Origin of the sequence: Aliivibrio sp. A6, from assembly GCF_028765505.1 — a bacterium.
GTDB classification, from domain to species: domain Bacteria; phylum Pseudomonadota; class Gammaproteobacteria; order Enterobacterales; family Vibrionaceae; genus Aliivibrio; species Aliivibrio finisterrensis_A.
Window position 1 is genome coordinate 1 of the sequence record NZ_JARACR010000032.1, and the last position, 13,611, is coordinate 13,611.

The following is a 13,611-nucleotide window of genomic DNA, read 5'->3' on the forward strand; positions in this document are numbered from 1 at the left end:
GACTCAATAATTAATACTGATTTGTTACATAAATAAATTTGTGTAGCCACTCAGTTCATTGATAGTTGCTTACCCATAAATGGATAATGCTATTTTGACTATCAATCCATAAGTGCCCACACAGATTGCTAAGGTCTAATTATTAAAGAGCTCAAAGCTAAGTTTTCACTTTGCTTTGCGTGAAGTGTCATCTAAATTACTAAAAGTAAGCTGCAAGCAACTTTTGAAGACTCCGTTCGCGTCAATGTTTCACTTCTTGCTGTACATAACCATTATTAGAAATGGTTTATTGTGACAACGGGAGCGGATTATAGACTTTTAATAACGAGTTGCAAGGCCTTTTTAAACATAAAAAATCGAATGATTAAAAAACAAGCAAGAACCTCACTTAAGACCACTTTTATTGTTCCCACTCTTTCCTCATTCTCTTTATTACACTCTCAGGGACATTATGAATACTTTTAAATTGTCCTTTACACACTTCTATATGTAATTCGGCATTATACTTCTTAGCTATCTTTCTATATGCATCCATTTCCCATTGTTTCACAAAAGTATTCGCGACCACTACGCTTTTTCCATGATATAAATTAAATTCACACTGCGACTGACACCATTGATGAGCTGAACTTAATAAAGTACCGTCAAAACAATATAAATCTTCTTCATTAACAAAAAACTGATCCGCTTCAAGATGCACCAATCCCAACGTTTGCGCTAATGTTGATTTACCACTTCCAGGTAAGCCTCTTAGTAAGCGTAACTCGAGTTTCTCCATCATTTAGTCTGCCCTTTCATTAAGTTCTCTTTTACAAATTCAGTAAACACTTTTAAACGCGAAGGCATATATTTATTCTGAGCATATTGCATGGCTATTACGCCATGATAATTCCCTTTGATTTTCCAATCAGAAAGTACAGGGACAACATCTTTATTTTCCAATGCATCTTTAATCACAAAATCAGGGAAAATACCGATCCCAAAGCCATCTTTAACGCCATTTAATCTCATTTGTGAATGATTGACAGCATAGCGCCCAGTAACAGCGATAACATGGCTTTCTTCAGCTTTTACAAATTCCCAAATATGATCTGTTGTCGTTTCACCTAAATAGAGACAGTCATGATGAGTAAGATCATGTGGGTTGAGTGGCAATCCTCTCTCTTCTATATAAGAGGGACTAGCACATAAGCTTAGATTGACCTTTCCTATCTCTTTCATGATCAAACCTTCTGTTGGTTTATCGGTTAAACGAAAAACCACATCAATGCCTTGAGCTATCATATCAATATCGCCATCTGACGCTCTTAGCTTAAGTTGGATTTTAGGGTACTTAGTCAAAAAAGGCGTAACGAGCGGTTGAAGCACAATAGTTAAAAATGCCTTTGGTGCTGCCACCGTTAAACTTCCAGATGGAACGATATGTTCAGAACTAGAGATATCAATCGCTTGCTGTGCAGCTTCCACCATAATGACGGATTGCTGATATATTTTTTTACCCGATTCAGTAATCAATAAACTGCGGGTTGTACGCTCAAAGAGTTTAACTGATAACGCATTTTCTAATCGAGTAATTAATTTACTCAATGCAGAAGGAGTTACTCCTAACTTCTTAGCAGCAGCAGTAAAACTACCTTCATTAACAACTACTATATATGTTGCTAAGTCTGGTAATAAAGTAATAAGTTTATTTGTGACCATGATTCACTAATGCTTTTCCATTTTTAGGGATAATAGTCGTAATTGATTTGAATTAGAATCTATTTATCATAACTAAAAGAAGGGAACACAATGTCTTCTGCATTCTACACACAAATACAAAACCAAATTGAAGAAGTAAAAAACGAAGGTCTATATAAATCAGAACGTATTATTACTTCAGCTCAAAAAGCATCTGTTTCTATTTCTACTGGTCAAGAAGTTCTAAATTTCTGTGCAAACAATTACTTAGGTTTAGCTAACCACCCTGCTCTAATTGAAGCAGCAAAAAATGGTATGGATGAGCACGGCTTTGGTATGGCATCAGTTCGTTTTATCTGCGGCACTCAAGACTCACATAAAGTACTGGAAGAGAAACTATCTACTTTCTTAGGTAAAGAAGACACCATTCTTTACACATCATGTTTTGATGCTAATGCAGGTTTATTTGAAACGATTTTAGGCGCAGAAGATGCAATCATCTCTGATGCTTTAAACCACGCATCAATCATTGATGGTGTCCGCCTTTGTAAAGCAATGCGTTTCCGTTACGCAAATAACAATATGGCTGAATTAGAAGAACAATTAATCGCAGCAAAAGAAGCCGGTGCGCGTCATACACTTATCGTTACAGATGGTGTGTTCTCAATGGACGGCGTAGTTGCTAATCTTCCTGCTATCTGTGACTTAGCTGATAAGTACGAAGCACTTGTTATGGTTGATGACTCTCACGCAGTTGGCTTTATGGGTGAAAACGGTGCTGGTACTCATGAGCATCACGACGTTATTGACCGCATCGATATCATTACTGGTACGCTAGGTAAAGCAATGGGTGGCGCATCAGGTGGTTATACTTCTGGTAAAAAAGAAGTGATTGACTGGTTACGTCAACGCTCTCGTCCTTACCTATTCTCAAACTCTGTTGCTCCTGCGATTGTTTCTGCTTCTATTCGAGTTCTTGATTTACTGGCTGAGTCTAGTGATTTACGTACAAGCTTATGGGAAAACTCTGCTCATTTCCGTACTCGCATGGAAGCCGCAGGTTTCACTATGGGTGGTGCTGACCACGCCATCATCCCAATCATGCTTGGTGACGCAAAAGTCGCTGTTGAGTTCGCAGAGCGTGCATTAGAAAAAGGCATTTACGTTGTTGCTTTCTCTTTCCCAGTAGTGCCTAAAGGTCAAGCTCGTATTCGTACACAAATGTCAGCGGCTCATTCTCGTGAGCAGTTAGATCGCGCAATTGATGCCTTTATCCAAGTGGGTAAAGACATGGAGATCATCAAATAATGAAAATTAAAGCACTTTCAAAACTAAAACCTGAAGAAGGCATCTGGATGACCGAGGTTGAGAAACCTGAAATGGGTCATAACGATCTTCTTATCCGCATTAAGAAAACCGCAATTTGTGGTACTGATGTACATATCTACAACTGGGATGAATGGTCACAAAAAACCATTCCTGTTCCTATGGTTGTAGGTCACGAATACGTAGGTGAAGTGGTTGGTATTGGCCAAGAAGTCCGTGGTTTTAACATTGGCGACCGTGTTTCTGGTGAAGGTCACATCACTTGCGGTCATTGCCGTAACTGTCGTGGCGGTCGCACGCACTTGTGCCGTAATACAACAGGTGTAGGTGTTAACCGTACTGGTGCATTCTCTGAGTTCTTAGTGATTCCTGCATTCAATGCATTTAAGATCCCTGCTGGAATTTCTGATGACCTAGCATCTATCTTTGACCCATTTGGTAACGCGGTTCACACTGCTCTATCATTTGACTTAGTAGGTGAAGACGTTCTTATCACAGGCGCTGGTCCAATTGGCATCATGGCTGCTGCAGTTGCTAAACACGTTGGTGCTCGTCACGTTGTAATTACTGATGTAAACGAATACCGCTTAGATCTTGCTAAAAAGATGGGCGTAACACGTGCAGTAAACGTAATGAACGAGAAGCTTGAAGATGTAATGTCAGATCTTGGCATGACAGAAGGCTTTGATGTTGGTTTAGAAATGTCTGGCGTTCCATCGGCATTCAACAGCATGCTAACTAACATGAACCATGGCGGTAAAATATCTCTATTAGGTATTCCACCATCAGACATGGCGGTAGATTGGAACCAAGTGATCTTTAAAGGCTTGGTAATTAAAGGCATCTATGGTCGAGAAATGTTTGAAACGTGGTACAAGATGGCAAGCTTGATCCAATCAGGTTTAGATCTAACCCCAATCATTACTCATCACTACAAAATTGACGACTTCCAAGCAGGCTTTGATATGATGCGCTCTGGTATGTCAGGTAAAGTTATTCTAGATTGGGAATAATCATTCTCATTTAAAATGAACTATAATAAGGCTAAACTTCGGTTTGGCCTTTTTTATTTTCATTTTTAGAGAATTATTTCACATGCCACAATTAGATATCCATGGTTATCATGTCCATGTTTACTTTGACGAAAGTAATATTGACTATGCCATCGCATTAACCGAAAGCTTACACAAAAAGTATGGCTATGAGTTAGGACGTATTAATAAAAAACCAGTAGGACCGCATCCGGTATGGAGTCGACAGATTTCATTTAGACAAGAGAATTATGATGACGTGTTAGCGTATTTAACACAACATCAAAACGAATTGAGTATTCTTATCCACCCACTAACAGATGATGAATATCTTGATCACACTCAATCAGCTGTTTGGCTAGGTACACCTCTTAATCTTGATATCAGTATATTCACAAAAAAATAAAGGTAAGAGCAAAAAAATGGCCTCAATATTTTATTGAAGCCATTTTATGTTCAAACAGTTAATCTAGCCGTAATGTTAACGGTATTTGTAATCAATCCAACCGTATGTGAATTTCCACTGGTTGCCATTTGACCAAAACACTTCTGATTGTTGTGCACATTGGCTTCCACTATTCACAAAACCAACACCATAGAAATCAGTTTTATTAATAGCACACAAAGCTTGTCCGTTATCTGTTACAACTTGCTCACCTTTTTGTTCTGGAGAGTAAAGAGATAACCATTCAAATTCATTGATAGAAGAGGCGACATTCACTTTATCACCATTTGGTAAGCGATAAGAGATCTCCTCACCACCAGTACAGCGATATTGTGCATCATCCACTGCTTCAACGTAACCATGCAAGGTCGTTGAGCCAGTTTCTGTCGTATACTCAAAGCGACACAGGTACGGATCATCACCATGGATCGGCATTTTCGCCAACATCATGCGCTCTTGATTACTAAGACCTTCTGGTGTGAATTGCTCTGAATGAGCAAACCAGCCTTGTGGCATATCAGAAAGCGTCATAAAATAGTCATCAAGTGGATACATGTGTGATTCACTACGGTGCTTACGCTTACCTAGGCTGATATCCGCATATTGGTAGGCATCATTTTCAGGTTTGTAGAAACCATGAATGTTGTCATCCATGTAAGGCATATCACCTTTACGAATGTGGTAGTTCGCTACCATGGTCATCAGTGGCTGCCATCCGTTACCACCATTCGCAAAGCTGGTATTGTGACTATATGATTTACCATCAAATCCATGACCAAATTCATGCGCAATGATACCCCACTGACCGTAGTAGTGGCTATAGAACATCCACGTATCCACCCCTGTGATAGCTGCTGAACCCAGACCGCCACCCATTGAAGTGATACCAACATTCACATATGGACGTTTTAACATACTTTGGTAGTAGTACTTATAATCTTCGTCGGTGAAATAGCCACCCACTTCATCTACCTGACCAGCGTACGAGTGCATGTTATAGCCCATGATATCTTCAAAGTTAAACCACACGTGTTTAAATTCATCAGACGAGACAAGGTGAGCAAAGTTGGTCATGATAATCAACCATTCACGGGCATACAGACCATTCATGTCACGCCATTGATGATCGGCGGTGCCAGCAAAACGGATTTCCCACGATGGCTTTAAGCGAGACAATTTCTGCGCAAAAGTATCAGTGCTTGAGCTAAAGCGGTGTTCAAATAGATCCTTAACTTCAATATTACTAGCAAATAAATCAGAAAGGTCAAACACACCATCATTGTTAGCGCTGTTAAATTGGTGATTTGGACCAAATGCTGATAATGGAAGCACTACTTGGGCATAAGCAGGTAAACGGTCAATTGTTCCTAGCTTAAACCACTTATTTACACCATTAAGTTTTAGCTCTGGTGATATATCACGAAGTTCTTTAGCTGCATAGTTAGTAATTTGAACTGTGTTGTTATCTAATAATTTTGTTTGTACTAATGAATTAATATTAACAGAACGCAATTCACGATTTGTTAATATCTCATGAGCTTCATCATTACCCAGCACCTGAGTTACTGACGTTGGCATCAGTTGATCAAATTTAATTGTATCTTGTTCAATGCTATCACCAGATATAAACGTGATTTCATTGTTCAATAAATGATTAATTGAAATTCGCTCACTAGTAGCAGTCACCATCTCATTGTTTGAGAAGTGAATATCTTTCAAATTAGAAATTACTTTGCCATCGAGTGCTTTAATGGTTTTTTGTGGTTCACCAAACTCAAACTCATTTTGGACAAATGCTTCTGCATCATGCCATTCAATGCGATTGCTATAGGTAACGACTAGTGTATTGTTATCTAAGTCAATCTTTTGTACGTTAAGTGACACCACTTTTTCAGCAGCTAACTCAACACCATCGACTAACGCTTGCTCTACTTTCGTTAAATCATAAATAAAGTAGCCGCGATCCGCTGTAGAAACAATAAGATGATCACCAATCGTGTGCATTTGCACTTTACGATTACTGTACTTACCTTCAAAAGTCAGGAAACCGGCACGTTTAGCATAATTAGGATTATCAAGCGTTAAGTCTTTCTGACGATACACAGAAATACGTGTTTGTGCATCGGTTACAAAGACATAATCCGTTGTTGCCGCAGAGGCTTGAGCGTGAATAAGCCCATTCGTGCCAGACCACGAACCTGTACCTGAACCTAAAGAAACAACTAATTCGTTGTTATTTTCTAAGTCAAAAATATCAACACGGTTTGACGAAAGAGAAGAAACATATAAACGACCGTCTGTAATCGATATTTCGTTAATACGGTTGTATGCTTGATAGCCTCGAGGAGTATCAATACCTTCGATGCGGCCAATGATTTCTTTCGTGTTGATGTCCAAAATAGTAACAAACGCTGGGTTTGTATCTTGTGTTACAAATAATTTATCTTGGTAACGCTCAACGGCTGTGATTGCAAGAGTTTCAACGCCTAATTGTTCTGCAGTAATAAATGTGCCATTACTAAAGTACTGTTGAGTGGTTTCAAAATCATTCACTTTACAAGATGTTGTTTCAAGGGCTACATGAGTTGCACCATTGGCATCAACAGTACCATCTGGGTAATATTCCATTAAGCAGCCGTTGCCGTAATCGTAGTTACCAAAGTGCTTATTAACGACAACCATTCCGCCTTCATACCATGTTAATTCCCAGTCGTCATCAATGAAATCGAACACATTACGGAATGCGGTTTCATCAAGGAAAGGTCTAGGCATGTCAAAGAAAATATAGTTGTCATCAGTGATGTAGTATTTCTCTCCATTCACTTCAATTTTTCGCTTACCATTTTCAATAATGACATTATTTGCATCTGATGCATAAACATGTAATTCATCGATTTTATTTATGATATTTTGATGTATCGCTTCAGAAGTCGATTTAAAGTCGGTTTGCTCTACATCATTACTTGTAGCATAAGAATTTACTGATAATAGTGATGCTATTACAGCTGGTAAATATTTAATTTTCATAACAGTCTCAATAAAATAAATCATTTCACAAATGAATATGACGGCACTTTAACGGAACGAATGCACATATACTAGCTCGCGTATGTGATCTTCATTCAATAAATAGATCTTTGAGTGATGAATTATTTTGATTGTTACCATGAAGAAATTTTATAGAGATTAGGTTGCATTAAATATTACGAATCAGTTAGTTACCATAAAACATACACAAATACGAGAATACCAATGAGTAATGAGCGAATAAGAGCGACGATGGTATATTTAGGTAGTAATAAAGAAAGAGGCAAAATTGAAAGCCGTGGCAGATGATGATCAGCAATTAACTTAATCAATAATAACCACTCTGAAAAATGTTTAGAATTCTAGCAGCCATTGACATTTAAAAAGTAGCAATAGCTGCGTGATACTAGGTAGTGTCGTACTTCGAAGTTAAATTCGGGTTTATTTTGCTTTATAAATTGAAAATTCCTTTGCCAATTTATACTCAGACCATGCGGTCTCTCCCATTGCTTCAAGATAGGCTTGTTTTGCTGCAATAAACGCGCTTTTATCACTCATTGTTTTCGTTGAAAAAATTTTAAATTTATAGCTGCTTCGCGGTGTTTGTCCAATAATACCTTTATAGATCGTTTCATCTTCTGCTACTTTAACGACGACACCAATAACGCCAGATGAAGGATGTGCAGTGTTGAAATACTTGCCCTTTGCCGATTCAGCTTTACGCTCATTTTTATAATTTGCCCAATTATAATTAGCTTTCATTAACGCAACTTTTCGTAATACATGCGTAGGATGAGTACAAGCTATAAATTTGTGCAAATGAATGGTAGAACCAGTTTTCACAAATTCTTTCTTTACCACAAAATTAGACTTATCTTCTGCTTCAATCATGAGTATTTGCTTTGGTTTTCTTTTGAATTCAAACCAGGTATCTTTAAATTCAGCTTGGCAGCCATCCATTGCTTTCTGAATTAATTGATCGCAAATTTCACGCATTTCAAATTTAGATAATGGTGTTGTTGTTAATGTTTTACTTGGTATAAAGCTTTTAATATCTGCATCTTTTGTTTTTAAGTAAGTATCTAATACCTCACCTATTGCATTTAATTCCGCAAGGAATGCACCAAGATCATCAAAATTAACGTTATATAAACTGCGAGAAAAATTATGTGAGCGGTAGCATGATTTGCTTTCATGTCGTTCAAAATGGCTATTAACGTAAGGAGTACCATTAACCATTGACAATTTTAATTGAATATTTGGATGTAGACCTTTAAATGCAGATTTAGCAGTAAACGTTTTTACCTTACGAGCCGCGTCTGCTGTTTCATATTCATCTTGCTCAACAAGTTCAGCAATTGACCACGCCGCTTCAATAATCGCCTCTGAACGTGCATCTACGTCATCTTCTTCATTATCAAAATCAGCATAATAAGCTTTACTATAATAAGGTTGTCCTTTACGAGCGAATCGAACTTGTGCAAATTCCATGCGACGACGTTTAGTTGATTGCCCATCATTCCAATTTATTCCAATAGGGATCCAATATTCAGTCCCCGCTATATCTACTGGCTTAACTCTTAATAACAAATTTTCTTCGATATATGTCTTTTTGCCACGTACGACAAGAAAAGTACTGTAATCCAGTCGGGGAGATAAGGGATGGTACATAGTAAAGCCTCTGAACACATTGGAATAAACAAATCACACTAAATAAAAAGACTTGAAGAAAGCGCTTTTTATTACATTGTTATCTGTTTTTTATTATATCACCGTTTTAATTACTAATTCAATTCACTTATAACAATATAAAAAAAGGCATAAAAATGATCTTATGCCTTTCCCCCTTTATTATATTTAAGAAGTTAGCTTAGAACGTATTACGTTATATATCCCCTCACCACTTTCTAATTCAATAGGAGACCCCATCAGTAATTCAATCGATTCACTTACGTGCTTTACAGCCCAAATTGTAAAAGTTCCTTTTTCTATCGCTTGAGTCACTTCACTGTTTAACATTAAGTTTTGAATATTAGATTGAGGAATAATCACACCTTGATTAGGCTGTAATCCTTTGATTTTGCAGACTTGATAAAAACCCTCAATTTTTTCATTCACTCCACCAATTGGCTGTGCTTCACCAAACTGATTCATAGAGCCTGTAATTGCAATATCTTGACGAATTGGTTTTTCAGAAAAAGCTGAGATAATAGAACAAAACTCAGCCATTGATGCGCTGTCACCATCAACACCACCATAAGACTGCTCAAATGCAAGGCAGGTTTTTAATGGGATTCTTTTTTCATTGCCAAATAATGAAGATAAGTAAGCACTAAGAATAAACACTCCTTTTGAGTGAATACTTCCACCAAGCTCTACTTTTCTTTCAATATCAAAAACTTCACCTTTACCAAAAGAGGTTGTTGCCGTGATTCTATTTGGCATACCGAATTGATGATTTGATGTCGATAATACAGATAATGCATTGACCTGCCCAACAACTCCTCCATCCGTTTCCATTAAAGTTGCACCATTAATAAAGCTTTGCATTACCCCGTCTTGTACTCGATTCACTCGATGTTCTTTATTCGCTAATGCTTGTTCTACATGCTTTAAACGGATCATATTTGAATTAGCTGTCTTCGCTATATAGTTGGTTTCTTTTAATAAATTAGAAATATCAGCAGAATGTAGAGAAAGTCGATTCTGATCCCCAGCTTGACGAGAACTGTATTCTATAATTCGTTCTATTGCCTTTTTATCACATTGCAGCATTTTTCCATCATGAACAATACTTGAAATAAACTGAGCATAATGAAACTCCGAAGCCTCAGTTCTTGGCATATCGTCTTCAAAGTCCGCAGTCACTTTAAACAGTTCACTAAATTCTGAATCATAATGCTGAAGTAATTGGTAAGTTTGATAATCACCAAATAAAATTATTTTTACATTGAGCGGAATAGGCTCTGGTTCTAAAGAAACCGTACCAGAAAGTGTCACTTCTTTTTCAAGAGAACTCAGGTTTAAGTTTTGAGAGCGTAACGCCCGTTTTAACCCATCCCAAACATACGGTCTCTCAAGCACTTTCACTGCATCCATAAGCAATACACCCCCATTTGCTTTATGGAGACTCCCAGCTCGAATTAAAGAATAATCGGTAAAGACCGTTCCTTTAAATGTTGCATTTTCGATATAGCCAAATAAATTATGATAACTCGGGCTCTCTTCTACAATGAGTGGAAACTGTTCATCTTTTTGGCTAACAAGTAAATTAATCTGATATCTTCTTGGTAATTTTTTCTCTAGCGATGCATACGCTAACTCAGCATCTTCTTTGCCTTCTTGAAGGAACACATCAAAATTTTCTAATATGTCTTTTTCCATCTCTTTAAGATGTTGGGCAATGATTTTTGATTCATTATATTTACTTTTAATTGCTTCAAAGTTAACCGTTAATACTTGAGAAACAACATCTTCATTGAGCTTTTCAATCTTATCGGAATATTTGTCTTCCCACTCAGTCAACTGACGAACAAGGCTCCGTAATTTAATTTCTAACTCATCAATAATAGACTCAAGCTGACGCTGCTCTTGCCTATCTAACGCATCAAACGTTTCTTCTGTATGAAGTTCCTCACCGTTCATTGCGATAAATTGATAATCACCTTGTGTAGTCACTACAAGGCTAATCCCTTTACTTTTTGCTTCTTTAGTTAATGTACCAAGCAAAGATTCTTGTTTATCAACCAATTGATTCTTTAATGTTCCGGTTCTGGTGTAATAAAGCTCATTATCAAAAGCTAATGGGATCGCTTTTACCAATTTTAAGGTTATCTTTTCAATTTCTTTTTTAAAGCTTAACCCAGTTCCAATCGGTAATTTTAGTACTTTAGGGGTTCGAGTATCATCAAAATTAGTAACATAACACCAATCATATACTCCATTACCTGCTGGGTTATGACGTTTAAGATAGCGTAATACCATGGTGCGTTTACCAAGGCCATTTTGACCGACAGCGTAAATATTATAGCCCCGATCGGGAATAGACATCGCAAACTCAACGGCTTGTTGCGCTCTGTCTTGCCCTACAATTTCATCAATGGGTGTAATATATTTTGTTGATTTACAAGTATTTTCATCAAGACTTGCAGAACGATACACTTGCTTATGCGTGAGAGGTAAAGTTGACATAAGGCGACCTCTTATTTTGTTATAGTTCTCATCAGTATAGATTGAAAAAAATAACAATTAAGTGACCTAGAGTTAAATATTTGAAAAATTTATGGTTTTCACCAAGCGAGGCGATTAAAAATGAGATGAAATTATCACTATTACAAAACGCCAAATACGACAAAGCACGCCACTAAGCGCTTACTTTTCAATAAATTGGAATTTTTAATCAGAAACAATCTCTTGGGGAGGATAAAAAGAGATTGGAGCGTACAGCGGGAATCGAACCCGCATCATCAGCTTGGAAGGCTGAGGTAATAGCCATTATACGATGTACGCACATCGTTGGAACGAGATAGATAATGCCACACTGAGCGCTGAGGTAAAGTTCTTTTTTCATTTCAATAAGTTAAACGGTGGATATTTGTTCAAATAACAATAAAAATCGAAGCTAGATCACAAAAAACCTATTCAAAAACTTATGCTGCTTTTGAATAGGGCTCTTTAAACCCTTTATATTTTTCTTTACGAGCAAAGCTGCCCTTCCCTTTTTTGGCTTTCATTACCCTTGTTGTAAATAATTGACTTGTAACAACGGCTTTTAAAGCATTATCTCTAATCGTGCCTCTGCCATGCTCATGTTCAGAAGCTGGCATCCCTTCTTTTCTATTCTTTTTCATAGTGTCTCGTTCTCTTTTATCTGTATAAATACCGAGCACATTCTCTTTTCTTTTACCTTTTAAGTCAAATTTGTTACTAATTTCTACTTTATCCTATTTGTTTTATTCATTTTGCTTTAGAATCCTTTCGCCTAAGCAAACGATTAACTCGATAATTCTTAGGCTCTTATTTCTTTTTCTGGTGGGAGCAGCAAATGACAACTTTAACAATTACTCGTCCTGATGATTGGCATTTACACTTACGTGATGGTGATGTATTAACTGACACTGTACGTGATTCTGGCCGTTATAATGGCCGCGCATTAATTATGCCAAACCTAGTTCCACCAGTAACAACGACTGAGCAAGCGCTTAGCTACCGTGACCGCATTCAAGCAGTAAACCCATCTGATACTTTTGCTCCAATTATGTCTTTATACTTAACTGAAAAGACCACATCAGATGAGATCCGCAAAGCGAAAGCAACGGGCCATATTGTTGCCGCTAAACTTTATCCAGCTGGCGCAACAACCAATTCAGATTCTGGGGTAAGTGACGTTAGCAAGGTTTACCCTGTATTAAAAACCATGCAAGAAGAAGGTATGCTTTTACTTATTCATGGAGAAGTAACAACACACGACGTTGATATTTTTGACCGTGAAAAAACCTTTCTTGATACTGTTCTTGCGCCTATCGTTAATGATTTCCCTGAGCTAAAAATTGTTCTTGAGCACATCACAACAAAAGATGCGGCAGACTTTGTTAAAAATGCAGGCCCTAACGTAGCGGCAACAATTACAGCTCACCATTTATTGTTCAACCGCAATCATATGTTAGTGGGTGGTATTAAGCCTCACTTCTACTGCTTACCAATTTTGAAGCGTAATACGCACCAGCAAGCTTTAGTTGAAGCAGCAACAAGCGGTAACCCTAAATTCTTTATTGGTACTGACTCTGCACCACACGCGAAAGACAAAAAAGAAGCGGCGTGCGGCTGTGCTGGCTCTTATACCGCGCATGCCTCAATTGAATTGTATGCTGAAGTATTTGAGAACGAAGGTAAATTAGAAAACCTTGAGGCATTTGCAAGCTTCAACGGTCCTGATTTTTACAACCTTCCTCGCAACACTGACTCGATTACTCTTGTAAAAGAAGCGTGGATCGCACCTGAAACAATGACGTTTGGTGATGACTTTGTTGTGCCAATTCGCGCTGGTGAAGCAATCGAATGGCTAGTTAAATAATTAAAATCTATTTAATTAAATAAAAATGG

At 37.5% G+C, this 13,611-nt stretch carries 10 protein-coding genes and 1 tRNA gene; 4 read left to right on the top strand and 7 right to left on the bottom strand.

What is annotated here, in order from left to right; genetic code table 11:
- Positions 1-400 precede the first annotated feature (400 nt).
- Both PVK70_RS15760 and PVK70_RS15765 read right to left on the bottom strand, forming a co-directional pair.
- Complete coding sequence (locus tag PVK70_RS15760; protein WP_130049028.1) at positions 401-778, bottom strand: ATP-binding protein; 378 nt, start codon at positions 776-778, stop codon at positions 401-403.
- The gene (locus PVK70_RS15765; protein ID WP_130049027.1) at positions 778-1,701 is read right to left on the bottom strand and encodes a LysR family transcriptional regulator; all 924 of its coding nucleotides are present in this window, start codon (positions 1,699-1,701) and stop codon (positions 778-780) included. Before PVK70_RS15765 ends, PVK70_RS15760 begins: the two co-directional genes overlap by 1 nt.
- 90 nt (positions 1,702-1,791) lie before the next feature.
- On the opposite strand from PVK70_RS15765, the gene PVK70_RS15770 reads away from it, so the two are divergent.
- From PVK70_RS15770 to PVK70_RS15780, 3 genes are all read left to right on the top strand, one after another.
- Complete coding sequence (locus PVK70_RS15770; protein WP_130049026.1) at positions 1,792-2,988, top strand: glycine C-acetyltransferase; 1,197 nt, start codon at positions 1,792-1,794, stop codon at positions 2,986-2,988.
- Positions 2,988-4,019 carry an L-threonine 3-dehydrogenase gene (gene tdh, locus PVK70_RS15775; protein WP_130046474.1) on the top strand — a complete coding sequence of 344 codons (1,032 nt, stop codon included), beginning with the start codon at positions 2,988-2,990 and terminating at the stop codon, positions 4,017-4,019. Before PVK70_RS15770 ends, tdh begins: the two co-directional genes overlap by 1 nt.
- 82 nt (positions 4,020-4,101) lie before the next feature.
- Positions 4,102-4,443 carry a DOPA 4,5-dioxygenase family protein gene (locus PVK70_RS15780; RefSeq protein WP_130049025.1) on the top strand — a complete coding sequence of 114 codons (342 nt, stop codon included), beginning with the start codon at positions 4,102-4,104 and terminating at the stop codon, positions 4,441-4,443.
- A 75-nt stretch (positions 4,444-4,518) separates the two neighbouring features.
- Here the strand turns inward: PVK70_RS15780 and PVK70_RS15785 are convergent, their stop codons facing one another.
- The 5 genes from PVK70_RS15785 to PVK70_RS15805 form a co-directional block, all read right to left on the bottom strand.
- The gene (locus PVK70_RS15785; protein WP_274441650.1) at positions 4,519-7,509 is read right to left on the bottom strand and encodes a YncE family protein; all 2,991 of its coding nucleotides are present in this window, start codon (positions 7,507-7,509) and stop codon (positions 4,519-4,521) included.
- Positions 7,510-7,950: 441 nt separating this feature from the next.
- Complete coding sequence (locus tag PVK70_RS15790) at positions 7,951-9,180, bottom strand: hypothetical protein (protein WP_130049023.1); 1,230 nt, start codon at positions 9,178-9,180, stop codon at positions 7,951-7,953.
- Between the two features lie 186 nt (positions 9,181-9,366).
- Positions 9,367-11,700: a Lon protease family protein gene (locus tag PVK70_RS15795; protein WP_130049022.1), complete on the bottom strand. Its 2,334-nt coding sequence runs from the start codon at positions 11,698-11,700 to the stop codon at positions 9,367-9,369.
- A 243-nt stretch (positions 11,701-11,943) separates the two neighbouring features.
- A tRNA-Gly gene (locus PVK70_RS15800) sits at positions 11,944-12,018 on the bottom strand.
- Positions 12,019-12,158: 140 nt separating this feature from the next.
- On the bottom strand, positions 12,159-12,359 hold the full coding sequence (locus PVK70_RS15805) for a ribosome alternative rescue factor ArfA (protein ID WP_130049021.1): 201 nt from the start codon (positions 12,357-12,359) through the stop codon (positions 12,159-12,161).
- 194 nt (positions 12,360-12,553) lie between these two features.
- On the opposite strand from PVK70_RS15805, the gene pyrC reads away from it, so the two are divergent.
- Positions 12,554-13,582, top strand: coding sequence for a dihydroorotase (pyrC, locus tag PVK70_RS15810; protein WP_130049020.1), 1,029 nt, complete (start codon positions 12,554-12,556; stop codon positions 13,580-13,582).
- Positions 13,583-13,611 lie beyond the last annotated feature (29 nt).